Origin of the sequence: Saccharibacillus alkalitolerans, from assembly GCF_011090185.1 — a bacterium.
GTDB lineage: Bacteria > Bacillota > Bacilli > Paenibacillales > Paenibacillaceae > Saccharibacillus > Saccharibacillus alkalitolerans.
In genome coordinates this window covers 136651-161716 of sequence record NZ_JAAFGS010000005.1, presented here as the reverse complement: position 1 = coordinate 161716, position 25066 = coordinate 136651, and the positions used below count along the sequence as shown (strand labels likewise).

Sequence of the window (25066 nt, the reverse complement as noted above, 5' to 3'; positions counted from 1 at the left end):
GAGAAGCCTGCTCTTCCCCCTTTCGGGCCGGGCGCCGGGTTTCGGCGGCGGTCCGCGCATCAGACATAGAAGAGGTGAAGGATAATGAGTGAACAGGCCGTATTGAAAGTCGGCGCGCTGACCGGCGGTTACAGCGTCAACAAGCCGGTGCTGCACGGCGTCGATTTCGAGGTCGGACCGGGCGAGATGGTAGGACTGATCGGTCTCAACGGAGCCGGCAAGAGCACGACCATGAAACATATCCTCGGGCTGATGTCGCCCAAGGAAGGGGAAGTCCGCATCGGCGGTTCGCTGCTGAAAGACGATCCCGACCGTTACCGTTCTTCGCTCGCGTTCGTGCCGGAAGCTCCGGTGCTGTACGAGGAGCTGACGGTGCGCGAACATATGGAGTTTACGGCCAGAGCCTACGGCGTCGATCATGCGGTGTTCGAGGAACGCGCGGAGCGTCTGCTGAAGCTTTTTTACATGAAAGACAAGGAGAACAGCCTTTCGTCGCATCTGTCGAAAGGGATGAAACAGAAAGTCATGATCATGTGCGCTTTCATCGCGCGGCCGCCGCTGTATGTCATCGACGAGCCGTTCCTCGGCCTCGATCCGCTGGGCATCCGCGATCTGCTGGATTACATGGTCGAGGTGAACCGGGAAGGCGCTTCGATCCTGCTCAGCTCGCACATTTTGTCGACGATCGAGAATTACTGCAGCCGCTTCGTCATCCTGCATAAAGGCCGCATCATCGTGCAGGGGACGCTGGAAGACATCCGCAGCGCATCGAACATGCCGGGCGAGTCGCTCGAGAACATTTTCGACCGATTGGTCCGGGCGGAAGGCGCCGGAGGCATCCGATGAGCGGGCGCGATTCAGGCAGCGGCGGCGAAGATCGCCGTCCGTCGGCAGGCGGCCCGGCCGAAGGGCGTCGCTCTCCGGCCAGCCGAGGCGGAACGGCCGGGGAGACGCATTCCCGGGCTGAAGACGCCCGGACGGAGAACGGCGGCATCAAGGCGCCGACCGGCGCCAGATTCGCCGCCGAGCAGCGTCCTCCGGCCGTCAGCGGCCTGCCCTGGGCGCCGGGCACGATCGCGCCCATGACCGCCGAAGGTATGGCGGCGCTGCGCGGCAAACGCCGCTCGGTGTTTCTCGGCCGGATTCTGCCGTACACGCCGTATATTATTCAGAGCGGCCTTGCGGTGTGCACGCTCCTGCTGCTGATTCTGTTCTCGGCATGGTATACGTCCCTTCTGCAAAATATGCGGGAAGGCCTGCCGATTCGCTGGATTCTGCCGGCGCTGCTGTTCCCGCTGGCGGCATGGAGCAGCTTCCGGACGTATCTGCGGCCCGCCGATACCGTCTTCCTGCTGCCGCTCGAGACGAAGATGAAAGCTTATTTCGCGCCGGCCTGGCGCGCCGGAGTCGTCGGCAAGCTGCTCGTAACCTGGCTGGTGCTGCTGGTCGCCTGGCCGGTCTATATCCGGGTGCAGCCGGGCGATCACGCGAATCTGTGGTTGAGCCTGGCGCTGCTGCTCGGTCTTAAGCTGCTGTTCGCTTACGGAGCCTGGCAGGAACACCGCATGGTGTCGTCCCGGCAGGCGGATCTTTTCGCCCTGCTGCGCTGGTTGCTGGCGGCTGCCGCGGTGCTGGCCTGGTTCTGGCTGACGCTGCTGCCGGCCGCCTCGGCCATCGCGGCGGGGGCCGCGCTGTACGCGCTGGCGCTGCGGTTCCCGGCCAAACATCGTGTGCCGTGGGAGCGCCTGATCGCGGTCGAACGGGCGCAGGCCGGCCGCGCGATGCGCATGTTGGCCTGGTTCGTGGACGTGCCGACGGAAGACCCTCGCGTCCACCGCCGGAGCTTCTTGTCCGGCGCCGGAAAGTCCGTGCCGTGGAAGCGGGAAGAAGCGTACCGCTTCCTGCTGACGAAGTCTTTTGTCCGGGGCGACCTGCTCGGCATGGCCGCGCGGCTGTCGGTCGTGGGCTTCGTCCTGCTGCTGCTCGCCCGCGTCTCCTGGCTGGGCGGTGCGCTGCTGCTGCTGTTCATCTTCTTGATCGGCGTACAGCTGAACGGCCTGCGGCGCATCCATGCCGATTCCCTATGGCTCTCGCTGTATCCGATCCCGGAAGATTCCCGCCGCCGCGCGGGACTGCATCTGATGATCCGCGTGCTGCTGATCGCCGCGGTCTTCATGTGGCTGCCGTTCCTGCTGACGCTGCCGTCCGATCCGATGCTGGCGATCGGCGTTCTGGCTGCGGCTCTCGTGCTGGCCTGGCTGATGCGGAGTTCGGCCGAGCGCAAATGGCGCAAGCTGGAGGACGAGGACGACTGAGCGGATATTCGTAACATGGATTCGGTTCATAATTTCACGAAAAAGAGCAGCCTTGTGTTCTCTATGTCCAGGAGAGAGGGATCCAATGAACAAAGCGAAGAAGGTTATGTTGTTACCCCTGGTTTTGTTCGGGTTATTCGCTTTATTGTCCGCTTGCGGCAGTTCCCGCAGCCCGTCCGAATCTTCGTCGGCTTTATCCGCGATTCCTTTGGACGAAGTGAACGCGGTGACTGAGAAGAAGGCGCTGGATTGGAATACTTTCAAAAATTATAAGCATAGGGATATCGGTTCGGGCGTGTATTTGCGGGAGTACGAGGTCGAAGGCGGCCGGAAGCTGCAGATCGGCGGAGCGGACTTGAAAGCAGCCCCCACGCAGATGCGTTTGCTCGACTCCGAGGGCGGCAGTACGGATCTGCTGAAATGAGTTTGGGCAAAAACGAAAAAAGACAAACCTGCTTTTGCCGCGGCAGGTTTGTCTTTTTTTATTCTTCGAATTTTCGGGATTAGGTTAAGCGTTCGCTTCTTGAAGTTCCTTCGCGCCCTTATACACCAGGTCGAACAGATCTTCCAGGTTCTCTTCGGCGATGCACGAGAACGCGATGCGCAGGTCGGTCTCGCCGAGAGCGATGGTGCCGACGCCGTATTCGTGCAGCAGGCGCTGGCGCAGCGCTTCGGCCTGGATGCCCGGGTTCAGCTTCAGGCACATGAAGTAGCCGGAGTTGAACGGGTAATACGTCCAGACGCCTTCGTATTTGCCGCTGTCGAGCAGCGCTTTGACCTTGTTGGCGCGGCCTTTCATGATCAGGAACTTCTCCTGCTTCTGGGCTTCGAATTCCGGCGCTTTCAGCGCTTCCAGCACGAACGTCTGCGACGGATGCGGACCGCTGGAGATGGTGGCGCGGATGATGCCCATCGTTTTCTGTTCCAGGCCGGACAGCACGTCCGCGTTATCGGAAGCGAACGTGATGAAGCCGACGCGGAAGCCCCAGACGAATTCTTCTTTCGTGGCGCCGTCGATTTTGACCGGCAGAATTCGCGGATGCAGGCCGGCCAGCTTGCCGAACAGCGATTCGTGCAGCGAATCTTCGAAGAAGAGGCCGAAGTAGGCGTCGTCGGTCACGACCACGAGATCGATGCCCGCTTCCGCGGCTTCCAGCAGCGCTTCGACGATCTGATCGCCTTCGGCCACGCTCGGCGTGTAGCCGGTCGGGTTGTTCGGGAAATTCAGCGGAACGATCGCTTTGCCCGCTTCCTTCTGCTCCAGCAGCGCTTTGCGGAACGCTCCGGCGTTGAATTTCATGTCCTCGGTGAACAGTTCGTAGTTGACGATCTTGGCGCCGCGGCGGATGCCGAAGGTCAGCTCGTAGTTCTCCCAGTTCTTGTCCGGATAGACGACCGCGTCGCCCGCGTCCGCGAACAGGTCGGCCACGATGCTGAGCCCGTGCGTCAGCGCGTTGGTGGCGATCGGGTTGCCGAACGCTTTGCCTTCGAGCGAAGGGTTCTCGCGGATCATCTTCTCGCGCCAGGCGGCGCGCAGTTCCGGTTTGCCCGCTGGGGGCGCGTAGCCGTACAGATCTTTCGGGCTGTAGGCCGACAGTTTATCCTGGATCACGTTCAGGTGCATCGGTCCGCCGTTCTCGGTGGCGATGCCGATCGTGGCATTATATTTCTTGGCATGCGCCGTCGCTTCGGCCGATTGGCTCAGGATGCCTTCTTTCGGAAAATAAATTTCCCGTCCGAGTCCCGACAGCATGTCGTGGACATGCGCGTTTCCCGTTTTGATCTTCTCGTTCCATTGTTCAGCCATTGGGTTCATTGCGCGTCTTCATCCTTCCAAACTGAATTGCGTCAATTATAGCATCCTCCCATGGCGGCGTCACGGAAAAAGCCTGTTTTTTTGAGCTTTTTCCGCCTTGGCGCGCCAGGTTCCCGGCGGCGCGGGAATGGAATGTCTTCTCTGCGCGTACGGGTCGTATTCCGAATGATTCTTACGCCATGTTAACTTTTCGTGCGGAAAGCGGATTGCCAGGGTGCGAAGACTCAGGCCTGCGGCCGGACGGTTCCGAACAGGCGGATCTGCCGCGTCCGTCGTCCCTCGCCCGCGGACGACGATTCAACGGGATCGCGCGGCGTGTACATTTACCTGTACAATAAGATTTGAAGTTCGAGTCTTATCGTCGAGTGCCGTCTTATTCGTTCGGACCACATAGAGGAGGAATGTTCATGGGCATGATCGGCTACCTGAAACGCATCCCCGAACCAAGGCTGTCGTCGCTGATTCACGGGGGCGAAGATCTTTACGCTTATATCCACGGAGAAGAAGGCGGGGAACTCGATCTCGACAAAGCCTGGCAGGGCCTGCATTATCTGCTGTGCGGCGACGCTTTCAGCGGGGAAGGTCCGCTGTTCGACGCCCTGATGGGCGGCAAGCCGCTGAACGAAGACGAAACGGAAGAGATCATCGTGCGCTATCTGACTCCGGACGAGGTTCGGAATGTGGCGGCGGCGCTCGAGAGCGTCGGACGGACGGAGCTGGCCCGGGGGTTCGAGCCGGACGACATGAACGAGGCCAACGTCTATCCGGCCCAGGACTGGAACGACGAAGGCGAGCTGGATTACCTGCTGGGCTATTACGAGCCGATGCGCGACCATTACCGGGCCGCCGCGGCGGCAGGAGAGGGCATGCTGCTGTACGTGGCTTGATCGGTTCGAGCGGGGAAAGCGGAACGGGAGAAACGCAAGCAGGGGGAATGAACATGTTCGACAGAGACGAAAAATACGATCTTTACGCGTCGCGGCTGAACGGCGCGCTGCTGGGGCTGACCGCGGCGGACGCGCTGGGCGTGCCGGTGGAATTCCGGCCGCGTGCGTATCTGGACGCCCATCCGGTGACGGATATGTTCGGCTACGGCACGTACAACCAGCCGCCGGGCACCTGGTCGGACGACAGCACGATGACGTGGTGCACGGCGGAAAGCCTGGCGCTGCAGGGCGAATGCGACACGGAAGACATGGCCGGACGCTTCGTGCAGTGGCTGACGAAAGGCTATATGACGCCGTACGGGGAACTGTTCGACATCGGCAATGCGACGCGGGAGGCGCTGGAACGCTACCGGACGGAGGCCGTCTGGGCGAGATTCGCGGGGCTGACGCACGAGCGCTCCAACGGCAACGGTTCGCTGATGCGCATTCTGCCGATGGCTTTTTACGTCAAAGGGATGGAAGCCGGAGAGCGCGACCGTCTGGTGGCGGAGGTGTCGTCGATTACGCACCGGCATCCGCGTTCGATTCTGGCCTGCCGGATTTATACGGAAATCGCGCTCGGCCTGCTGGACGGGCAGTCGGCAGAAGAGGCGTACCGATCCGCGATCGCCGCGATCGGCGAACGGCATGCGGAGCATGAGGAGCTGGCGGCATTCGAACGGGTGCTGGGAGGAAGGATGGCCGAGCTGCCAAGGGACGAAATCCGTTCGAGCGGCTATGTCGTCGATACGCTGGAAGCGGCACTGTGGTGCCTGCTAACGACAGGGAGCTACCGCGAAGCGGCGCTGACAGCGGTCAATCTGGGCGAGGATACCGATACGACCGCGGCGGTCGCCGGAGGCTTGGCCGGCATCCTGTACGGCGAAGCCGGCATTCCGGCGGAGTGGCTGTCGCAGCTGGCGAAGCTTGATGAGCTGCGGGAGCTGAGCTTGGGTTTCGGAGCGATGCTGGCGAAGCGGGGCAAGTCCGCAAAACGCCAATCGTAAGCGCCGGGAAGCCCGAACGGAAAAAAGACCTTCCGCCGGAAAAACGGCGGAAGGTCTGCTGTCGGAAACGAGGAACAACCGGAAGGCTTACGCCGTCCGGTTGTTTGTCATGCTCAGACGGCCGCTTGTTCGATCTGCCGAAGCAGCAGCTGCAGCGGGTCGCCGCCGTCCGCGCCGCTCATCCGGGCGGCGTACAGCTCGCGTCCGTCATGCAGCGCGTTCAGCTTCGACAGGAAGTCGGCGTCGTTCCAGCCGTCTTCGTCGATCGTCTCGGCGTAGCCGGCGCGGGCGAAGGAATCCGCGTTCAGAATCTGGTCGCCCCGGCTCTGCTTGCGGCCGAGCGGGCACAGCAGCATCGGCTTGCGCAGGGCCAGGTATTCGAAGATGGCGTTCGAACCGGCGCGGCTGAAGACCGCATCGGCGGCGGCCAGCACGTCGGCCATCTCTTCGTTGACGTATTCGAACTGGCGATAGCCGGGACGGCCTTCCAGCGCGGGATCGATGCCGTTTTTGCCGCACAGATGCACGACGTCGAAGGTCTCCGATACTCCGTCCAGATTGCGGCGCAGGTTGGCGTTGAGCGCCCGGGAGCCGAGGCTGCCGCCGGCGGCCAGCAGGACGGGCTTGGCGCCGCCGAAGCCGAGAAAGGCCAGGCCGCGCGAAGCGTCGCCGCTCTTCAGCTCGGGCCGGACGACGGAGCCGATCTGTACGGCTTTTCCGGCTTTGAGCGAGGCGGCCGTCTCGGGAAAAGTCGTGCAGATCGCCGACGCGAACGGAAGAGCCAGCTTGTTGGCGAGACCCGGCGAATAGTCCGACTCGTGAATCAGCGAAGGCACGCGGTTCATCCAGGCGCCCAGCACGACCGGCACCGATACGAAGCCGCCTTTGGAGAAGACGACGGACGGCTTCAGACGGCGGATGAGACGGCGGGATTGGCCCACGCCCTTCAGGATGCGGATCGGATCGGTAAAGTTTTGCAGCGAGAAGTACCGGCGCAGCTTGCCGGTGGCGATCGCATGGTACGAGACGCCCGGCAGTCCGGATACGAGCTCTTTTTCGATTCCTTTTTCCGAACCGATATAATCGATCGCCCAGCCCTGATCCCGGAGCACGGGAATGAGGGCCAGATTGACCGAGACGTGCCCGGCCGATCCGCCCCCGGTGAGGACGATGCGTTTGGAGGTATGTAAATTCGAGCGGGAAGTCATGATTGAAAGTCTCCTTTGTTCGTGCGATTCCGCGGCGCGGCAGGGTTCTTTGCGGCGCGCAGTTTCCATTGTACGTCCCGCCGAGGCAAAAACCAAGCGGCCGACCCCCGTGAAGGGCAGACCGCTCGGTTTTGCAATCTTTAGGGCTCGGTCGTAAGCGCCGACGGCGCAGCGGGTCTCTCTTCGCCGTGCCTGCGTTCCCGATCCGGAAAATTACTTCAAGATCAACAGCCGGTCGTCGTCCGGACCCGGCTTTCCGCCCGACGTATTGTTGGTCAGGACGTAAATTCGGCCGTTATGCACGGCCACGTCGCGGATGCGTCCTTCGCCGGTCAGTACGTCGGTCATCGTTTTGGCGATAGGATCGAATTCCTTCAGGCTCTGTCCGGCCAGCGTCGCCACGAGAATCTTGTCATCCGGAGTCGCCGCGATGCCCGAAGGCGCAATCGCCTGTTCTCCGTTGACGTAGTACGGAGGGGTAAGTCCCGGAGCCGTCTCGTTTCCGATCACGAGCGGCCAGCCGTAGTTGGCGCCGGGCTTGATGACGTTGATCTCGTCGCGCCCCGTCGCGTCGATGCCGCCGCCCGGGATCGGCGCTCCGCTCGGGCCGTGGTCGGACGCGTAGAGCGTGCCGCTCGACGTCCAGGCCAATCCCTGCGAGTTGCGCAGTCCGTAAGCGTAGACGTACGAATTTTTGAACGGATTGTCTTTCGGGATTTTGCCGCTTGTGGTCATGCGCAGCACTTTGCCGCCCAGGCTGGACAGATCCTGCGACAGCTCGCGCCGATCGGTCTCGCCGGCAGTGCTGTACAGCATGCCGTCGGGACCGATGGCGAGCCGTCCGCCTTCGTGAATGCGTCCGCCCGGAATGCCGTCGACCAGTTCTTTTTGCTCGCGCCAGACGCCGTTGACGAGCTTGACTTTAACGATCCGGTTCAGCCCTTCGCCTTTCTCTTCATAGGCATGGTAGATGTAAGCGTACTTGTTTTTGGCGAAATTCGGATCGAGCACGAAGCCGGTCAGGCCCGCTTCGCCGACAACCCGGAGCGCCTTCTTCGTGCGGACTTCCTGCACGGTCTGTTTGCCGTTTTTCACCTCGACGATGCCGCCTCCGCGCTGGGTGATGTAGACCGTGTCGCCGGCGAACTGCATCGACCAAGGGACTTTCAGCTTCGTCGCCGCCACGTCGAATCCGCCCTGCAGCGAATCGGTCAGCGAGGCGCCCGCCGCCTTCACGCCTGTCGCGCCCGCGGCCGCCGAAGAGATGCCGGAAGCGCCTGCCGTTATCAGCCGCGCTTCTCCCGACGCCGACTGCGCATAACGTTCTGCCGCTTGCTCTGTCTCCCCCTGGTCCGCCGCGTAGGCGGAAATGGGCACAGCAAGCAGCAGAGAGGCCGTCAGCATTTTTGCTTTCGAGTTCAGTATGGTCATTTTAAATTCCCTCCTTCTTTTCCATTTTTACCCGGACGATCCGTGGTTAATCGGTTTCGGAAGAAATGGAGTTTTTTTATATGCTATCGAAGAATAAGCAGTTTATCGTCGTCCGCCGAAGGCGAGCCGCGGCCGTCCGTATTGCTCGTGATGACGTAAATTCGTCCTTCCCGCACGGCTACGTCACGGATGCGGCCGACGCCGCTCAGAACCTCGGTCATTTCGTTCGTCGCCGGGTCGAATTCCATCAGGCTTTCGCCGACCAGGTTCGCTACCAGCACCTTGCCGTCCGGCGTCGCGGCGATGCCCGAAGGCGCGATCGCTTCCTCGCCGGTATGAAACAGCGGAGGCGTCAGCCCCTCGCCCGTCTCGTCGCCCATGACGTCCGGCCAGCCGTAGTCGGCTCCGGGCTCGATCCGGTTCATTTCGTCATGCCCGCCGGGGCTGCCGCTCGGCCCGTGCTCGGATGCGTACAGGGTGCCGTCCTCCGTCCAGTCGATGCCCTGCGAATTGCGGTGGCCGTACGAATAAACGAGCGAGCCTTCGATCGGGTTGTCGTCCGGCACTTCGCCTTCCGGCGTCATGCGCAGGATTTTGCCCGCGAGGCTGCCGGTATCCCGCGCCAGGCTGTCTTCTTGGGCGTCGCCGGTCGTCACGTAGAGCATGCCGTCGGGGCCAAACGCGATCCGTCCGCCGTCGTGCACGCGCGCGCCGGGAATGTCGTCCAGCAGCACCGAGGTTTCGCTCCACCCCGAGCCCGAAGCGTCTTCCTTGATCCGGATGACGCGGTTGCGCATGCCGTCGCCCTGTCCGTACGTGTGATACGCGTACGCTTCGCGCGAATCTTCGAAATCCGGCGCCAGAGCGAGTCCGAGCAGACCGGCTTCGCCTTCTTCGAGCACGGCGGGGTCGAGTTCGATCGATTGTTCGGTTTGTTGGCCGTTCTCGAGCTTGACGATCGAGCCTCCGCGCAGCGTCATATAGATCGCGCTGCCGCCGAACTGGATCTCCCAGGGCGTATCGAGGCCGGCTGCCGCCGTTTCCGTTTCGCCGGTCAGGCCCGCGGTAACGCTTGCGCCGCCGGTCTCCCCGGCATTCTTATCGGTGTCCGGGTTTTCGCTGCTCGTACCGCCGTCTGCCGGATCCGCCGTTCCGTTATCCGTCGATCCGCCGTTTTGCATGCCTTCGCCCGGTTCTTCGTCCGTGCCCGGCGTCTGTACGGGCAGCTGGTTGTCCGGCACCGAGCCGGCAGGAGCCCCGGTCTGGCCGGTACAGGCCGCAAGCGGCAGTGCCAGGAAGAGAATGGCGAGTTTTTTTCGATTTTTATGCAAATGCGTTCCTCCTTTTACGGATCAGCCGACGATTCCGATTTTTTTTAAAGCGAAGGAAAGTCTAGGCTCGGCTGATATGCGCGGTATAGGCTTTTTTTTACCCGGCAGCGTGTGCGCCAATCGGATTCGGAGCAAAACGCCGCCTGGCCCATCGCTTTTTCCGTTCTTTACATTTGGTGGAAGCGCGGCAGGATGGTAAAATAGGAGGCGGCATTCAAGCCGAATAAGGGATGCTGTGTCTTGAATTTGTATGCTGGAGGGTAAAGCCATGTCCGAATTTGAACGCATCAGTGAACATATTTACGTCATGCACGCCGAGCACGGGACCGACCGTCCGCTGCTGGCGGCAGTGGCGGGAAGCAGCCGCACGCTGCTGATCGACGGAGGCAATTCGTCCGCGCATGCGGCCGCTTTCCGCGAATATCTGGAACGGGAAGGCGTCCGCGCGCCCGACATGATGGTGCTGACGCATCATCACTGGGACCATTCCTTCGGGCTGGCCGAGTGGAGCCTGCCGGCGATCGCGCAGCGGCGGACGGCCGATATTCTGCGCGGCTTCGCCGGGCTGGAATGGAACGAGGGGACGCTGGAGCGGCTGATCGCCGAAGGCGTCGTCAGCGAGCGCACGCGCGCCGACATGCTGGCCGAGTACGAAGGCGACCTGAGCCGAATTCGGGTCGAAGAACCGAATATCGTGTTCGAACGCTTCATCGACGTGGATCTGGGAGGGCTGACCTGCGAGATCCGCTACGTGGGCGGCGACCATTCGGAAGACTCGTGCATCGTGTACGTGAAGGAGGAGGGAACGCTGTTCCTCGGCGACGCGCTTGCTCCTTCCGTCTACGGGGGGCCGATGAAATACACGACCGGCAAATTCCTGGCGCTGCTCGACACCGTCTTCGCCTACGGAGCGGACGTGCTGGTGGAGTCGCACGGCCGTCCGGCGTCGCGCGAAGCGTTCTACGACGACGTGCGCCGCTACGAACTGCTGGCCCGTCAGGTACTGCGCCACGGCAGCGACAAGGAAGCGGTGCTGCGCGATCTGCGCGCGGAACTGGAGCTGGGAGAGGACGCCGGGCTGCCGGAAGAACTGGAGGAAGCGGCCGGTTATTTCATGAACGGGTTGGAGAAGTAAAAGGAACGGAAAGATCGGGTATAGGAAAAAGGCCGTACCGGGCCGCGAGACTGCGGCGGCCGGTACGGCCTTTTCGGCGCGGGGAGGCGAACGCGGGAACGCGGCGCTCGGCGGGGCGCCGCATTCCGCGGGAGCGAGCCGGTATTCCGGCCGCAAAACCGCGCGCCGTGCCGGCGGTCGATCAATACGGCTGCGCCGGATACCAGGCGGCTTCCGCCGCTTCGCGGCTTGCAGGCGTGACGGCTTCGGCGCCCCGTCCGGCAGCGGCCGCATCGTCCAGCAGCCCGATCAGCTTCGCTTCGTCGAGCACGGCGAACGAACGCGAGGCGGAGCCGACGTACAGCTTGCCGTCCTGCCGGTTCAGCAGCGAACGGCGGACATAGCGGTCGTGCAGCTCCGGATAGCCGAAGCGGAAGCCGTCGATCCGGCCGAGCAGCGTACCGCTTGTCCGTTCGAACGCGAGCAGGTCGCTGTCGTAAGGCAGCAGCAGATAATTCCCGACCTGCGAGAACGGTCCGACGCCGTACGTAAAGTTCAGGTTGGGATGCAGGCCGTTCGTTCGCGTTTCCCAAACCGTATGTCCCGACTTCAAGTCCAAAGCCGACGGAATCCGGTCGACGACCGCGTACAGCCGGTCGCCGTCGACCAGCCCGCTTTGGATCAGGCCGGGCCGCGTCCACAGCTTCCGGCCGGACGAAGCCTCGACCAGCGACGTTGGGAAATCCGAAGCTTGGGAACGGTAAAAACCTTCGTCGCCCGAGACGCTCTGCATAAGCAGATAGCCGCCGCCGATGTCTTCGATCCGGCCGTTTTCGCTCTCGCCGCAGCGTGCCAGCGTGCGGCCGTCCTTCAAATCGATCTTGCGCCAGCCTTCGCCGTCGAATTTGATCCAGCGCGTTCCGTCCGTTCGGGCCAGCACGGGAGGAGCCGAAGGATCGAGGGCCAGCGACTCGCCCGTATCGATGCTGCCGGCGTCGGAAGAGACGGTCCAGACCGCGCGACCGTCGGCGGGATTCAGCGCCCGAAGCGTGTGTCCCTGGGCCAGCAGCACGTAAGGTTCGCCGGAATCCCGGTTCGCGAGGCCGAACGGCTCGCGTACGCGCTGCTTCCATTTCACGTCGCCCGTTTGTTCGTCCAGCGCGACGATCGTGCCCTCGCCGCCGTGTTCCGCGGCTTCGCGCTGAAGCAGAACGACGCCTTTCGCCGCGTAAACCCGGGCGCCCAGACTTTCTTTCGGCGTGAGGCTCCACAGCATTTTTTTGTCGCGCAGGCGAATATGGGCCACTACGGAATCGTTCGGCGGCGAACCTTCCGGCACGTAGCGGTCGATCGTCAGGCCTTTTCCCGTCGAATCCGGCAGCGGCACGGCGCCCGACCAACCGACGTCGAGCTTCCAGAGCGTCCGGCCGCTTATCCGGTCCAACGCGTAAAAGATCGAGCTGTAATGAAATCCGCTGAATCCGCCGTCGTCGCCGTTCACGAGCAGCACGTCGTCGCTGCCGGAATCCAGGTAAGCGTAGTCGACGCCGATCTTCGCGCGCCAGTCGATTTCCGGCTTCAGGGAAGGCAGCAGCGGAAGCGGGCGGTACAGCGAAGCGAAATCGGGTTCCTGGAGCCAGGAAGAGTAGGCCTGCTGGGCATAGTCCGTCAGCGGCAGAATCCAGTTCAGTCCGCTCAGCCGTCCCGAGTCCGACATCCGGACAAGCAGATGGGCGTCCTGCCTTTCGTAGCGCCATTCCCTGCCGCCTTCCCGCCAATGATGCAGGCCGTCCCGGCCGGGGTCGCTCTCCGCCGGAGGCAGCATTCGCGCGTCCGTGACGGAAAAAGGTTCGCCGAGCAGGCCGCGCACCGTCTTCTCGTCCGTTCCCGTGCGCAGCAGGCCGTCCAGCGCCGCGCGGATCGAGCCGAGCGAAGCGTCCGAAGCGGGGGCCAGCAGTCCTTTTTCGAGCGGCTCGACCCTCTCGGCATCATCCGCTCTCAGCCACAGCAGCATGGCATGCGAACCGTCTCCGCCCGTCGTCCGGCCGGAATCCGGCGAGACGCCGTACCAATCGCCGAAGCGCAGCACGGAGATCAGTTCGCCGCCGTCGTAGGCCCAGGACGTTTTGCTGCCCGGCGCCAGATGCAGGCGGGCTCCCCGTTCGGGAGTCAGCCTTACCGCCCGGGGCGTATATTGAATGCCGGCCGCTTCGTCGCCGGCGTACCAAGCCGGAATCCAGCCGCTCTGCCCGTCCTGCTTGGCGTGCAGCCAGTCGCCTTCGCGGGCGAATAATTTCAGGCCGCCGCCTTCCGGCCGGTAATCGTAGGCGGCAAGGCTCCGCCAATCGGCGTCGTCCGCCGGCCTGCCGCGCAAAAGGGGCGCGGCCGCCCGCAGTTCGGACGTGCCGATGACGGCCGGATATTTGCCGGCATTTTCGGCCGCGCCGCCCGCGCCGGCGTTCGCGGCGCTAGGGCGAACGGGAGCCGCCGAGCCGGCCTGCGCGGAGGCTGATCCGGCCGCGGCCGCCGAGAGCTGCGGGTAGGCGATCAGTCCCGCAGCCATAAGGGTTATGGCGAATCGGCGGATTTTTCCGCCGGGGTTCGTAGGGTTCATGCGGATACCTCCATAGGGATCGGAATGCTTAATAGACTCCGGGGAGGGAAGAAGAGTTGCATTTATTCCCGCCGCTTCGGCGGGAGCGGGTTCTGCCGTGACGCAGGGAGCGCGCCCGGGCAGGTGTAGGTCTGTTACAGGCGCGCATGCGGGCTGCTTTCGAGCGCGTCGGCCATGCTCTCGCCGAAGGACAGTCCGAGCGACTCGTAGGCGATCAGCACCGCGCCGGCGGCCGGCGTCAGGCGAGGCTCCGTCCAGTCGAAGCGCCGGCCCGGCTGCGCGCAGACCAGCTCGCGCAGCCCGCTCAGGAAATAGGGGCTGCCCGCGACGCTTCCGGTCTGCGAGATCGGAATATCCGGCCCGTCGAAAAAGGCCGCGAGCATGTCCGCTCCGACGCCGATCTGCCTCAGCGCCTCGTCGCAGACGCGCACCGCGATCGGGCTGCCCGCTTCCGCTTCGCGGGTCACGACGGGCGCGAACAGACCGAACAGCCGGTCGCGCCGGGCCGGATCGAGCCCGAAGCTTCGGCTGGCGGATTCGGCCAGCTCGCGCAGATTCGGCGTGCGGAAGAAGCGGAGCATATCGCGCACAAGGACGCCGTCGCCCGGCGACTCGCGGCCGGCCAGCACGTCGTAGACCGCCTGGTAGCCGAGAAAGCGCGCACCGCTGGCCGCGTAGTGGCCGAAGTCGTAATTGCGCAGCCATTGGCCGCGTTCCGTATGGGCGAGCAGGATCGAACCCGTACCCGAGGCGATCAGGATTCCGGGCGCTCCGGCGAGCGCGCCGCGATGCGCGATCAGCGCGTCGTTGACGACGCGGCAGGGACAAGGCAGCCCGAAGCCCGCGGCCAGGCGATCGGCCCAGGAGCGGTCCGATTCGTCGTCGAGCCCGGCGATGCCGGCGGCGAGAAAGGCGACATCGTCCGCGTGCCGGCCCGCCCGCTCCAACGCTTCGCTTATCAGGGCGAGCAGGGGGGCGTTGTCCGTTCTCTGCTTGGGAAGCAGGTCGCTCTCGGCTTTGACATAAGACTGGACGTTCCCGGCCAGATCGGCGAGCATGATCCGGATATTCGTGCCGCCCATATCGACGCCCGCGACGACGGAGTCGGCATTGATTTTTGCCAGCATGTAGAGCCTCCTCAGTAATCGTATGTACGTACCCGGGCGATCCGCGGCGCGAGAAGCGAATGCATGCGCCCGTAAACCGCGCCCGAATCGGCTAATCGAATTTTAACCGCTTCGAAGCTTTTCATCAAACCTTCATCGAACGCCGGAGCGCTCCGCGATGACGACGAAGCGTTTTTACCCTAAAATGAAAGAAAGAGACGCAGCGATCGCCCGGCCTTCCGCATTGCGTGAAATGCCCCGATATCTGATATAATGGGAATGAATGTTTGGCTTAGCGTTTATCGAAAAGGAGGTCTGCGCCGTGAAGGAAGTGCTTCGCGAGATCGAGGCGATCGCCCGCTGTTCCGAAGCGATCAGCAGCATCGAGTTCAAGCATCTGAAGCTGTCGCGAGGGCTGCATCTGTATTTGACGTTCGTATGCGAGAACCCGGGCGAACCCGCCGGCAGCGTGCCGGATCGCCTCAAGGTCAAGCGAGCCGCCGCGTCGCGGGCGCTGCAGAAGCTGGAAGACGACGGGCTGATCTTCCTGCGCGAAGCTCCGAACCTGCGCAAGGACAAGCGGGTCTATCCGACCGAGCAGGGCAAGTCGGCGTATCTGTTTATTCAGGACGAAGGCCGACATACCGACGAATCGTCGCTGCGCGGCCTGTCCCCGGAAGAAACGCGGCAGCTGCTGGACATGCTGTACCGGGTCAGGCTCAACGTGGAGAAAGATTGGCGCTTCGTGCAAAAAGGCGGCCGCCGCCCTTACATCCACGATTATTACGATCGGCTGATCGCCGCCGAAGCGGCGGATCCCGGAGCTTCGGACGCCTCGGAAACGAGCGGAAGCGGCGAAGCGGATACCGCCGACGCAAGCCGAAGCGCGGGCGTCGGAGCGCCCTCTCTTCTTGGCGAAGCCGACTCGGGAGAGGGCGGCGCTCCGGGACGCCGGGTCTCGCTGTGGACGTACGAGGAGACGGCCGAACAGGACGCCCGCCGCTCGCGCGGAGCCGACCGAGAAGACGGAGCGGACGAGCCCGATTGACGTAACGCCGGGACGGGGAAGCCTTTTTTCTACCGCTTTCGGCATATCCCATATTCGATCCTCAGAAAGGAGCGGGTTGCCCATGCTGAACGTACCGTCATCCTCTTTTATCCTGACGCCCTATGTCGCGAAGATCGCTTGCGAGCCGGGCTGGAAATGGCAAAAACGCGAGCAGCCGCTCCAGAATTACGATCTGTTTTACGTTTGGAGCGGAGAAGGTTCCCTGATGCTGAACGACGAACCGCACGAGATCGGCAAAGGAAGCTGTTTTCTGTTCCGGCCGGGCGACCATACGAGCGCCACGCACAATCCGCAGAAGCCGCTTGTGCTGACTTATATTCATTTCAATGTCGAGGCCGCCGCCTACGAGATTCCGGACGCCTACCGCGTGCTGAACGAGACGGTCGACTTCGAGTATCTGCTGTCCCGTTACGTTCGCGTATTTTTAAGCGATGCCTACGCCGCCGAAGAGGAGGCGAAACTGCTGCTTAAGCAGATGATGATTCACCTGCTGCGCGGCGACCGCGAAGAGCCTTCGGAACGCCGGGGAAGCAATCATCTGTACGAGGTGGTGCACGAAGCGGCCAACTACGTCCGCCAGCATCCGAGCCTTGCCCACCGGGTAGAAGACCTCGCGGCGCGCGCCGGACTGTCTCCCCGTTATTTTTCCGCCAAATTCAAGGAGCTGATCGGAGCGTCGGTTCAGTCTTACATCATCCGGATGCGGATCGAGCGCGCCCAGCATCTGCTGGGGCATGCGGGCATGAACGTAACGGAAGTGGCGGAGGCGCTCGGCTACCGCGATATCTTTTTCTTCAGCCGGCAGTTCAAGCAGTATACCGGTAAGAGTCCTTCGGAAATCCGTTGAACCCGGAAGCCTCCGGTTAAATTAAATTTTACATTTTCGCCTGCCCGCCTGTTTAAAAGCTGACGTCCGGGGGTAATCACTCGTTAGTTTTCATCCTTCGAGACGCGATAGCGCCGGGATGAGGAAGGAGGAGTGACCATGCTGACCAGACGTCGGATTCGCTGCGGAGCGGGGCGCACCGGGGGCAGTGCCATTTTCCGCAACCGTTTGCGCCGATTCAAAGCCGCCGAGCAGAGCGAGCTTTGGTTCTAAGAATCAAAACGGATGCCAATAATGAATCGACCATATATGCGTAACCGTATGCGCAGCGCGTCTTCTTCTTCGGACAGAGGACGTGCCGGGAGCGTACATAAGTGTGAGCGTCAAACGGCCTTTCGGCGGAGAATTCATTCTCCCGAGAGGCCGTTTTCGCGTTTGCGGGCGGCGCCCGAAGCCTCGTCAATCGGCTGCCCGCCTGCTACAATGAAGCGAAAGGCACGAAAATTCGGAGCGGCGGAAAGCGGGAGGAACAAGGATGTCGGCGGAAGCGAACGAAAAAGAAGGAAGCGGGCGAACGGAAACGCGCAAAGTCGCGATCGTGACGGGAACGTCGAGCGGATTCGGGCTGCATATTTGCATCGAATTGGCGAAGGCGGGCGCCGTCGTGGCGGCCGGGATGCGAAAGCCGGAAGCGGCGGAGCGGCTGGCCGAAGCGGCGGCGCAGGCGGACCGGGAAGCGGGAATGTCCGGCGATTCGGGCATATCCCTGTCGGGGCGCGGGTTGGAGCCGCTCGGCGGGGGGCCGGTATCGGGGCTGATCCGGCCGTTTGCGCTCGACGTATGCGACGACGCGCGCGTGACGGAAGCGGTTCGAAGCGTGGCGGAGACGCTCGGGCGGATCGATATTCTCGTCAACAACGCGGGCATGGCGATGGGCGGATTTATCGGCGACGTTCCGATGGACGGCTGGCGGGAGCAGTTTGCGGTCAACGTGTTCGGCCTGATCGCGATGACCGGGGCGGTTCTTCCGTATATGCGGGAAGCCGGAAGCGGCTGCATCCTGCAGATGAGCAGCGTCAGCGGAGCGATCGGACTGCCCGGCTACGGGCCGTACGTCTCTTCGAAATTCGCGATCGAAGGATTCAGCGAGTCGCTGGCGCTGGAGACGGCTCCGTACGGGATCCGGACGTACGTGATCGAGCCGGCTTCGTACAAAACGGAGATCTGGGAAAAAGGATTCTCGGGCATTCACCGCTCGTCCGGCTCGCCGAACGGTCCCGCGCTGGAGCGAATGCTGGAGATGTCCCGCGCCAGCGCGGCGGGCGGCGGAGACCCGCGCGACGTCGCGAGACTCGCGGTCGGCCTGGCGCTCGGGCGCAGGGGACGCGGACGCTTCCGCTACGTGGTTCCGCGCGGAGCCGCGCTGCTGGTGGCTCTGAAAAAGCGGCTGCCGTTCCGGCTGATCCAGGGAATTATGCTGCGAATTTTGCGGCGGGGGATGAAGTAGGCGGAAGCCGTTCGGACGAAAGCGGGGAAGAGCGGAAATGGGGAGTGTTCGCCGCGGGCGTTCGAGGAGATGAACCTTTTTCGAAAAATTCGTGGTTGCGTCCGCGCAAAAAACGTTGTAGGGTAAAAAGCAACTGCATAACGATACGGGGGTCCGGGCGAGCCGGGCTGAGACTGAAGCCGAGGAATCCGCTTCTGACCGTTAATCTGATCTGGGTCATGCCAGCGTAGAGAATTCGTATCCGTCCGTGAAATCAGCGGCTTTCTGCGCATTTTTTATGCCAGAAAGCCGTTTTTTTGTGTTCATGCGGCGCGAACCGCACCGGCCGAACCATCGTCGTTAGCGCAGAATCGAAAAAAGCGGGGAGAATGGGAAAGATGAGTACACAAGTTTCGGGAGCGGCTTCGCGCCGCAGAGGATTGACGCTGACGGACGTGCTGGTCACGGTGGTCGTATCGCTGGTACTGGGCGTCGTCTATCACTTATGGGCGTCGGTATCGAGCGTGGCGGGACTGCTGTTCGTTCAGTCGGACGAGCTAGTCTACGGCATGTGGTTCGCCGCATCGACGCTGGCGTTTCTGCTGATTCGCAAACCGGGCGTGGCGCTGGTCGCGGAGATCGCGGCGGCGCATCTGGAGATCGCGTTCGGCAGCGCCTACGGCATTCAGCTGCTGCTGTACAGCGTCGTGCAGGGGCTTGCCGCGGAGCTGGTGTTCGCGGCGTTCCGCTACCGCAAAGCGAATGCTTTCGTCGCCGGCCTGGCCGGTATCGCCGCGGCGGCGGCATCGCTGCTGGCGGACATTTATTACGGTTATGTCACGGAGTATGCGACCTGGCTGCTCGTGTACAAGTACTCGCTGCGGGCGATCGGATCGTTCGTCATCGCGGGCTATCTGATGTACGGTCTGGCGAAGCTGCTGGAGAAGGCGGGCGTAACCCAGTCGCTGCGGCCGGTAGACCGGAAAGAATACGATGCGCTGGACGGCTGAGGCCCGCGCCTTCCCGATCCGGGCAAGCCGTCCGGACGGAGAGATGTGAGCGCGAAAGGAGAGGATCGACATGGAAAACAGAAAAGTTGAGCCGCTCCGGGAGCGCCGCGCCGAAGCGCGGCCGCATAAGCCCGACGGGGAATCGGCGGAGCGGGAGAACGTTCAGCTGCAGCTTGGGCCGCTGGAGGAACGAGTGTCTATGCCCGGAGCCGCGGAGCCGGACGGCGCCGGGCGGCCCACGCGGGAAGAGAGCGAAGAGCCGGCGGCCGAAGCCGCCGGTCTGCGCCTGAAATTTCCGGGCGCGCCGGATTTGCTCTTCCGCGATCTGTCGCTGAAGATCCGGCGCGGAGAAAAGGTGCTGCTGCTCGGTCCGAGCGGCTGCGGCAAATCGACGCTGCTGCAGGTGCTCGGCGGGATTATTCCGCGCGTAACGGAAGTGCCGCTTAAAGCGGAGCGGTTGAAGGTGCCGGAATCGGCGGGGATCGTCTTCCAGGACCCCGATACCCAATTCTGCATGCCTTACGTGGACGAGGAACTGGCCTTCGTGCTGGAAAACCTGGCCGTCCCGAGAGAAGAGATGATGCCTCGCATCGAGGCCGCGCTGCTGCAGGTAGGGCTGAATCTGCCCGACCCGCACGTGCCGATCGGATCGCTGTCGCAGGGGATGAAGCAGCGGCTGGCGCTGGCGTCCGCCCTGCTGCTGGAGCCGGATACGCTGCTGCTCGACGAACCGTCCGCGCTGCTCGATCCCGAGGGGCGGCGCACGATCTGGGAAGCGGTGCGCCGCGTCTGCGAGCGGCGTACCGTCATTATCGTCGAGCACCGGATCGAGGAAGTGCTCGATTGGGTGGACCGGGTCGTCCTGTTCCGGGACGACGGCAGCATCATGGCCGACGGAAGCGCGGCCGCGATCTTCGGCCGCTACCGCGCGGAACTCCGGCAGTACGGCATCTGGTATCCGGAGGCGTGGGACGACGCGTACGGCCGGGGAATTAGCGGGAAGGGACTTGACGGGGCGGCGCCGGAGCAGCGGATAACGGCCCGCGCCGTTCTTCCGGCGCAAGAAAGCGGCGAGGTTTCCGAGCCGCTGCTGCGCCTCGAAAACTTCCGCGTGCTGCGCGGCGGGAAGGTCGTCTGCGCGGTGGAATCCGCCGCCGTCATGCCCGGCGACTTGATCGCGCTGACCGGGCCCAACGGCGCCGGCAAGAGCTCGCTGCTGCTCGGCCTGATGGGGCTGCTGCCCCGGGAGGGCGAATGCCGGTACGGCGCGGATGCGCCCGTCGGCCGCAGGGAAGTGCGCGAGACGGCGGCGAAGCGCGCCGCTTTCGTCTTCCAAAATCCCGAGTTCCAGTTCGTGACGAACCGGGTGCTGGACGAGGTGGCCTTCACGCTTCGCGGCGAAGCCGAAGCGGCGCGGAATGCCGGCCGCCGAAGCGTGCTCGCCCGTCTGGGCCTGCCGAGGCGCCGAACGAAACCCGGCTCCGGGGCCGAAGCCGGAATCGCCCTTCGGGCGGACGAATGCTTGAATCGGTTCGGTCTCGGCGACTACGCCGACCGTCATCCGTATCTGCTCTCGCTCGGCCAGAAACGCCGGCTGAGCGTCGCTTCGGCGGTCGTGTCGGACAAGCCGCTGCTGCTGCTCGACGAGCCGACGTTCGGGCAGGACGCCCGAAACGCTTTCGCGATGCTCGATCTGTGCGAAGAGCTTCGCGCTTCGGGACATGCGGTTCTGATGATTACGCACGAAAACGAGATCGCCGAGCGTCTGGCGACGCAGGTATGGCGGGTCGAAGGCGGCAGACTGGTCTCCGCGGAATCGACGGGGCGTCCGCGTGCTTCCCGCGTCCGACTGGCAGAGGGGGGCGAAGCATGAAACGGTTTTTCGAACCTTCCAGAAGGACCTGGCTGCACCGGGCGAATCCGGCGGTCAAGCTGGCGCTGTTCGTGCTCCTGTTCGTCGTGACGATGCTGACGCACCGGATCGACGCTTCGTTTTATCTGGCGTGCGTGTTTCTGCTGCTGCTGTTTGCCGCTTCGGGTTATCCGATCTGGAAAACGGCGCTGCTGGCCTCCGGCTTCGCGCTGGCGTTCGCTTCCGCGTCGCTGACGATGATCCTGTTCGGCAAAGGCAGCGAGATCTGGTGGTCTTTCGGACCCGTCGCGATCTCGAAGGAAAGCTTCTACCGCGGCCTGCATCTGGGCTTCCGCTCCATCGCTTTCGGCTGCCAGGGGCTGCTGTTCGTGCTGACAACCTCGTCGACCGGATTGTTCTACGCGCTTATGCAGCGGCTGAAGCTGAGTCCGAAATACGCCTACAGCTTTATGGCATCGCTCCGGCTGATGCCGATGGCGCTGGAGGAACTGCGCATCCGGCGCGACGCGCTGGCCGTGCGCGGTTCCGGCAGCGGCTCCCGCGCCGGCGCCCTGCTGCGCCTGCCGGAGCGATATGCGCTGCCTCTGCTGGCGCAGAGCATCCGGCGCGCCCAGCGAACGGCCGCCGCGATGGAGGTCAAACGCTTCGACGCCGGCAGCCGGCGTACTTACTATTATTCGTCGCCGGTCACGCGAAGCGACGCGGCCGCTTTGCTGCTGCTGGCGGGAGCGACGGCGGCGGCTCTGCTGCTGGCGCAGGCGCTGCCCGTATTCAACCTCGGCGATATGCGGATGGTTCCTTGACGCGTCAGCGCCTGCCCGTTCCTTGAATCGGCCGCCGCCCGCTCAAAAGGCTTCTCGCATGTGCCGATTCGTCATGAAGTCCGGTTTTCGCTATTCGAACAGCGAAACGCCGGGCTCTTTTTTTGGAACGCGAACGATCGGCGCTTGCAGCCCGGCAGGAAAACGACCTTTCATAACGCTTACATAAATATTTTATTTTTTACAGCATATGGTACGATGGAGGAAGAGTTTGCCGAATTTTTTTATCCTGTCCCAGTTCAATCGTTTGCACCGTCCAACACCTTTCATTATCGCTTTTTTCTTCCGAAAATCCCGGTTTTCGACGATTCCAAACCTGCTGCCGGGGTTAAAGATGTTTATGTGGTTTTATCCTGTCTGTCTTGTTTAACCATCGGAAGAATCTTGGCAAGTCGTATTTTTCGTTTTCCCGTTTGGAGCGTCAAGACATCTGCGGAGACCGCTCCGCCCTGCTTACAACCGTATATACTGCCGAGGAGGTTCGTCTGAATGAAGAAAAAAGAAATGATTGCCATGCTGCTGGCCGGCGGACAGGGAAAGAGACTGAAAGGATTGACCAAATCTTTGGCCAAGCCTGCCGTTTATTTCGGCGGAACGTATCGCATTATCGACTTCCCGCTTAGCAACTGCACCAATTCCGGCATCGACACCGTAGGGGTGCTGACCCAGTACGAGCCGCTCGTGCTGCATTCTTACATAGGCGTCGGAAGCGATTGGGACATGGACCGCAAAAACGGCGGCGTATTTGTTTTGCCTCCGCACGAGCGGGAAAACGGAAGCAGTTGGTACCGGGGGACGGCCGACGCCATCTCGCGGAATCTCAAATTTATCGACCAATACGATCCCGAGCATCTGCTGGTGCTGTCGGGCGATCACGTTTATAAAATGGATTACAACAAACTGCTCGATTATCACAAGGAAAAAGGGGCGGACTGCACCATTTCCGTCATCAACGTCACGCTGGAAGAAGCGCCGAGCTTCGGCATGATCAACACGCACGACGATCTGCGCATCTACGAATTCGACGAAAAGCCGAAGCAGCCGAAAAGCACGCTGGCGTCGATGGGCGTCTATATCTTCAAATGGGACGTGCTGCGCAAGTATCTGGTGGAAGACATCGACAAGCCGGACAGCGAATCTTCGCACGATTTCGGCAAGGACGTCGTACCGAAGATGCTGGAAGACGGCCTGTCGCTGTACGCGTATCCGTTCGAAGGTTACTGGCGCGACGTGGGCACGATTCCGAGCCTGTGGGAAGCCAATATGGACCTGCTGAACGACGAACCGGAACTTAACCTGAACGATCCGGAATGGCGCATTTACACGCGGAACCCGAACGAGCCCGCCCAGTACATCGCGCCGGAAGCCAAGCTGAAGAACTGCATGGTCAACGAAGGCTGCACCGTCTGCGGCGAAGTCGAGCGCTCCGTGCTGTTCTACGGCGTCGAAGTCGGCGAAGGCAGCGTGATCACGGAATCGGTCATCATGCCGGAAGTGAAGATCGGGCGCAACGTGCGCATCCACCGCGCGATCGTCGACCAGGGCAAAGTGATTCCGGACGGTACCGTCATCGGCGAAGGCCGCGAAGACGACAGCGAAATTTTATTGATAAACGGCGATACGCCTTATTGATCACCAAGTGATCAAAGGCGACGAAAATTCGCCGTCCAAACGGCGATACGCCTTACTGACCAAACCAAAAAAAGGTTTTAAAAATTTCCGATTCTCTTGCGAGGTCGTAAGCGAAGGGGGAAATTCAGTGCAAGACGCCTTTGAACCCGGAAAGATTCCTTTTTTAAATTCGATTCCGCTTTTCGGGCGAGACAGCGGCTTGAACGAACTTCTCCCGCAGCTTTCAAGCCTCTCCAACGAATAGGATTTTAAAAACCAATTAAAGACAGCAGAAAAGGGACGGTGAAACCATGAAACTCATGGGTGTAATCAATTTGGATCACGAGCTGGACCAATTAAACGAACTGACGTATTTTCGTGCGGGCGCAGCCGTTCCCTTCGCGGGACGTTACCGGCTGATCGACTTCGCGCTGTCCAATATGATGAGCGCCGGCGTACAGGACATCGCGCTGTTCGTCCGCCGCAAATACCGCTCGCTGCTCGACCATCTGGGCGAAGGACGCCCTTGGGATCTTGACCGCAAGCGGGGCGGATTGTTCGTTCTGCCGCCGGATTGGAACGACCCGACCGATATCTCGGCGGGCGATCTGCAGCATATGCACAACAACCGCGACTTCTTCGACCGCAGCACCGGCGAATACGTGGTGCACTCGGGCAGCCAGCATCTGTCCAAAGTCGACTTCTGCGATCTCGCGACCTATCATAAAAAATCGGGCGCGGACGTGACGGTCGTGTACAAGCACATCGATCTGCCCGAAGCGGAACACGATCCGTGCTTCCGGGTCGAGGTCGGCGAAGACGGCTTCGTGACCGGCATCCATAACGAGAAGGGCCATCACAACGTCTACATCGACTTGTTCATCATGGAAAAGAGCCTGTTCATGCAGCAGATGGAATACTGCATCGCGCACGGGGACAGCTACTTCTTCCGCGACGCCATCCTTAAAAATCCGAACGGATTGAAGATCGCCGCTTACGAGTACAAAGGCTATCATGCGGTCATCAACTCGGTCGAAAGCTACTATAAGAACAGTCTCGAGCTGCTCGATCAGGAAAAATACAATCAGCTGTTCTCGAAAGATATGCCGGTGCACACGAAGATCAAATACGAAGCGCCGACCAAGTACCTCGAGGGCGCGGACGTTCGCAACTCTCTCGTGGCCAACGGCTGCCGGATCGCGGGCGAAGTCGAAGGCAGCATCCTGTTCCGCGGCGTGAAGGTGGAGAAAGGCGCCAAGGTCATCAACTCGATCATCATGCAGAAATGCGTGATCGAAGCGGGAGCGATCGTGGAGAACGTCATTCTCGACAAAGACGTGCAGCTGACGGAGAATCGGACGCTGGTCGGCGATTCCCGAAGACCGTTCGTGATCGCCAAGCGCAGCACGATCTGATCCGGTATTACCAAGCTTGCTAACTGTAAAATTCGACATGCTTCGGCAGAAAAAGGGTTTAAAAAGTCCGCTTGCTGACCGATATAT

20 protein-coding genes are annotated in these 25066 nt (G+C 62.1%); 14 read left to right on the top strand and 6 right to left on the bottom strand.

What is annotated here, in order from left to right; translation table 11 throughout:
- Nucleotides 1-84: 84 nt before the first annotated feature.
- The 3 genes from GYN08_RS15670 to GYN08_RS15660 all read left to right on the top strand — a co-directional run bounded on the left by GYN08_RS15670 (nt 85) and on the right by GYN08_RS15660 (nt 2739).
- Nucleotides 85-846 carry an ABC transporter ATP-binding protein gene (locus tag GYN08_RS15670; RefSeq protein WP_166275910.1) on the top strand — a complete coding sequence of 254 codons (762 nt, stop codon included), beginning with the start codon at nt 85-87 and terminating at the stop codon, nt 844-846.
- Entirely contained in the window at nt 843-2315 is a 1473-nt protein-coding gene (locus GYN08_RS15665) for an ABC transporter permease (RefSeq protein ID WP_235946318.1), read from the top strand. Before GYN08_RS15670 ends, GYN08_RS15665 begins: the two co-directional genes overlap by 4 nt.
- 226 nt (nt 2316-2541) lie before the next feature.
- Complete coding sequence (locus GYN08_RS15660) at nt 2542-2739, top strand: hypothetical protein (RefSeq protein ID WP_166275908.1); 198 nt, start codon at nt 2542-2544, stop codon at nt 2737-2739.
- A gap of 84 nt (nt 2740-2823) precedes the next feature.
- Here GYN08_RS15660 and GYN08_RS15655 read toward each other — a convergent pair whose 3' ends face one another.
- Nucleotides 2824-4131, bottom strand: coding sequence for an aminotransferase class I/II-fold pyridoxal phosphate-dependent enzyme (locus tag GYN08_RS15655; protein WP_166275906.1), 1308 nt, complete (start codon nt 4129-4131; stop codon nt 2824-2826).
- Nucleotides 4132-4538: 407 nt separating this feature from the next.
- Here GYN08_RS15655 and GYN08_RS15650 point away from each other — a divergent pair, with 407 nt between their 5' ends.
- A complete protein-coding gene (locus GYN08_RS15650) occupies nt 4539-5018 on the top strand; it encodes a YfbM family protein (protein ID WP_166275904.1) in 480 nt (159 codons plus the stop codon).
- 53 nt (nt 5019-5071) lie between these two features.
- Nucleotides 5072-6064, top strand: a complete 993-nt coding sequence (locus GYN08_RS15645; RefSeq protein WP_166275902.1) for an ADP-ribosylglycohydrolase family protein — start codon at nt 5072-5074, stop codon at nt 6062-6064.
- Nucleotides 6065-6177: 113 nt separating this feature from the next.
- On the opposite strand, the gene GYN08_RS15640 is transcribed toward GYN08_RS15645, so the two are convergent.
- The 3 genes from GYN08_RS15640 to GYN08_RS15630 all read right to left on the bottom strand — a co-directional run bounded on the left by GYN08_RS15640 (nt 6178) and on the right by GYN08_RS15630 (nt 10034).
- Nucleotides 6178-7272 (bottom strand): undecaprenyldiphospho-muramoylpentapeptide beta-N-acetylglucosaminyltransferase, encoded by a 1095-nt coding sequence (locus GYN08_RS15640; RefSeq protein WP_166275900.1) that lies wholly within the window; start codon nt 7270-7272, stop codon nt 6178-6180.
- 213 nt (nt 7273-7485) lie between these two features.
- Nucleotides 7486-8703, bottom strand: coding sequence for a PQQ-dependent sugar dehydrogenase (locus GYN08_RS15635; RefSeq protein ID WP_166275898.1), 1218 nt, complete (start codon nt 8701-8703; stop codon nt 7486-7488).
- An 83-nt stretch (nt 8704-8786) separates the two neighbouring features.
- Complete coding sequence (locus GYN08_RS15630; protein ID WP_166275896.1) at nt 8787-10034, bottom strand: PQQ-dependent sugar dehydrogenase; 1248 nt, start codon at nt 10032-10034, stop codon at nt 8787-8789.
- A gap of 268 nt (nt 10035-10302) precedes the next feature.
- On the opposite strand from GYN08_RS15630, the gene GYN08_RS15625 reads away from it, so the two are divergent.
- Nucleotides 10303-11169, top strand: coding sequence for an MBL fold metallo-hydrolase (locus tag GYN08_RS15625; RefSeq protein ID WP_166275894.1), 867 nt, complete (start codon nt 10303-10305; stop codon nt 11167-11169).
- A 181-nt stretch (nt 11170-11350) separates the two neighbouring features.
- Here the strand turns inward: GYN08_RS15625 and GYN08_RS15620 are convergent, their stop codons facing one another.
- Nucleotides 11351-13762 carry an outer membrane protein assembly factor BamB family protein gene (locus GYN08_RS15620; RefSeq protein ID WP_166275892.1) on the bottom strand — a complete coding sequence of 804 codons (2412 nt, stop codon included), beginning with the start codon at nt 13760-13762 and terminating at the stop codon, nt 11351-11353.
- Between the two features lie 134 nt (nt 13763-13896).
- Nucleotides 13897-14889, bottom strand: a complete 993-nt coding sequence (locus GYN08_RS15615; protein ID WP_166275890.1) for an N-acetylglucosamine kinase — start codon at nt 14887-14889, stop codon at nt 13897-13899.
- A gap of 301 nt (nt 14890-15190) precedes the next feature.
- On the opposite strand from GYN08_RS15615, the gene GYN08_RS23500 reads away from it, so the two are divergent.
- From GYN08_RS23500 to glgD, 8 genes are all read left to right on the top strand, one after another.
- The gene (locus GYN08_RS23500; RefSeq protein ID WP_206023784.1) at nt 15191-15916 is read left to right on the top strand and encodes a MarR family winged helix-turn-helix transcriptional regulator; all 726 of its coding nucleotides are present in this window, start codon (nt 15191-15193) and stop codon (nt 15914-15916) included.
- Nucleotides 15917-15998: 82 nt separating this feature from the next.
- Nucleotides 15999-16784, top strand: a complete 786-nt coding sequence (locus tag GYN08_RS15605) for a helix-turn-helix domain-containing protein (protein WP_166275888.1) — start codon at nt 15999-16001, stop codon at nt 16782-16784.
- A 514-nt stretch (nt 16785-17298) separates the two neighbouring features.
- Nucleotides 17299-18270, top strand: a complete 972-nt coding sequence (locus GYN08_RS15600) for an SDR family NAD(P)-dependent oxidoreductase (RefSeq protein WP_166275886.1) — start codon at nt 17299-17301, stop codon at nt 18268-18270.
- Between the two features lie 377 nt (nt 18271-18647).
- Entirely contained in the window at nt 18648-19259 is a 612-nt protein-coding gene (locus tag GYN08_RS15595; RefSeq protein ID WP_166275884.1) for an ECF transporter S component, read from the top strand.
- Nucleotides 19260-19458: 199 nt separating this feature from the next.
- Nucleotides 19459-21132 carry an ABC transporter ATP-binding protein gene (locus tag GYN08_RS15590; protein ID WP_166276167.1) on the top strand — a complete coding sequence of 558 codons (1674 nt, stop codon included), beginning with the start codon at nt 19459-19461 and terminating at the stop codon, nt 21130-21132.
- Nucleotides 21129-21935, top strand: a complete 807-nt coding sequence (locus tag GYN08_RS15585) for an energy-coupling factor transporter transmembrane component T family protein (protein ID WP_166275882.1) — start codon at nt 21129-21131, stop codon at nt 21933-21935. The genes GYN08_RS15590 and GYN08_RS15585 overlap by 4 nt, the downstream gene beginning before the upstream one ends.
- A gap of 507 nt (nt 21936-22442) precedes the next feature.
- Nucleotides 22443-23585, top strand: coding sequence for a glucose-1-phosphate adenylyltransferase (locus tag GYN08_RS15580; RefSeq protein ID WP_166275880.1), 1143 nt, complete (start codon nt 22443-22445; stop codon nt 23583-23585).
- Nucleotides 23586-23875: 290 nt separating this feature from the next.
- Entirely contained in the window at nt 23876-24979 is a 1104-nt protein-coding gene (gene glgD, locus GYN08_RS15575) for a glucose-1-phosphate adenylyltransferase subunit GlgD (protein WP_166275878.1), read from the top strand.
- The last annotated feature ends 87 nt before the right edge of the window (nt 24980-25066 follow it).

Excerpts from the sequence above, each read along its gene's own strand:
- GYN08_RS15645 (WP_166275902.1), top strand. The coding sequence starts at position 5,072 with ATGTTCGACAGAGACGAAAAATACGATCTTTACGCGTCGCGGCTGAAC.
- GYN08_RS15635 (WP_166275898.1), bottom strand. The coding sequence starts at position 8,703 with ATGACCATACTGAACTCGAAAGCAAAAATGCTGACGGCCTCTCTGCTG.
- GYN08_RS15655 (WP_166275906.1), bottom strand. The coding sequence starts at position 4,131 with ATGAACCCAATGGCTGAACAATGGAACGAGAAGATCAAAACGGGAAAC.
- GYN08_RS15615 (WP_166275890.1), bottom strand. The coding sequence starts at position 14,889 with ATGCTGGCAAAAATCAATGCCGACTCCGTCGTCGCGGGCGTCGATATG.
- glgD (WP_166275878.1), top strand. The coding sequence starts at position 23,876 with ATGAAACTCATGGGTGTAATCAATTTGGATCACGAGCTGGACCAATTA.
- GYN08_RS15650 (WP_166275904.1), top strand. The coding sequence starts at position 4,539 with ATGGGCATGATCGGCTACCTGAAACGCATCCCCGAACCAAGGCTGTCG.
- GYN08_RS15590 (WP_166276167.1), top strand. The coding sequence starts at position 19,459 with ATGCCCGGAGCCGCGGAGCCGGACGGCGCCGGGCGGCCCACGCGGGAA.
- GYN08_RS15665 (WP_235946318.1), top strand. The coding sequence starts at position 843 with ATGAGCGGGCGCGATTCAGGCAGCGGCGGCGAAGATCGCCGTCCGTCG.
- GYN08_RS15580 (WP_166275880.1), top strand. The coding sequence starts at position 22,443 with ATGAAGAAAAAAGAAATGATTGCCATGCTGCTGGCCGGCGGACAGGGA.
- GYN08_RS15595 (WP_166275884.1), top strand. The coding sequence starts at position 18,648 with ATGAGTACACAAGTTTCGGGAGCGGCTTCGCGCCGCAGAGGATTGACG.
- GYN08_RS15620 (WP_166275892.1), bottom strand. The coding sequence starts at position 13,762 with ATGAACCCTACGAACCCCGGCGGAAAAATCCGCCGATTCGCCATAACC.
- GYN08_RS15625 (WP_166275894.1), top strand. The coding sequence starts at position 10,303 with ATGTCCGAATTTGAACGCATCAGTGAACATATTTACGTCATGCACGCC.
- GYN08_RS15670 (WP_166275910.1), top strand. The coding sequence starts at position 85 with ATGAGTGAACAGGCCGTATTGAAAGTCGGCGCGCTGACCGGCGGTTAC.
- GYN08_RS15600 (WP_166275886.1), top strand. The coding sequence starts at position 17,299 with ATGTCGGCGGAAGCGAACGAAAAAGAAGGAAGCGGGCGAACGGAAACG.
- GYN08_RS15640 (WP_166275900.1), bottom strand. The coding sequence starts at position 7,272 with ATGACTTCCCGCTCGAATTTACATACCTCCAAACGCATCGTCCTCACC.
- GYN08_RS15585 (WP_166275882.1), top strand. The coding sequence starts at position 21,129 with ATGAAACGGTTTTTCGAACCTTCCAGAAGGACCTGGCTGCACCGGGCG.
- GYN08_RS15605 (WP_166275888.1), top strand. The coding sequence starts at position 15,999 with ATGCTGAACGTACCGTCATCCTCTTTTATCCTGACGCCCTATGTCGCG.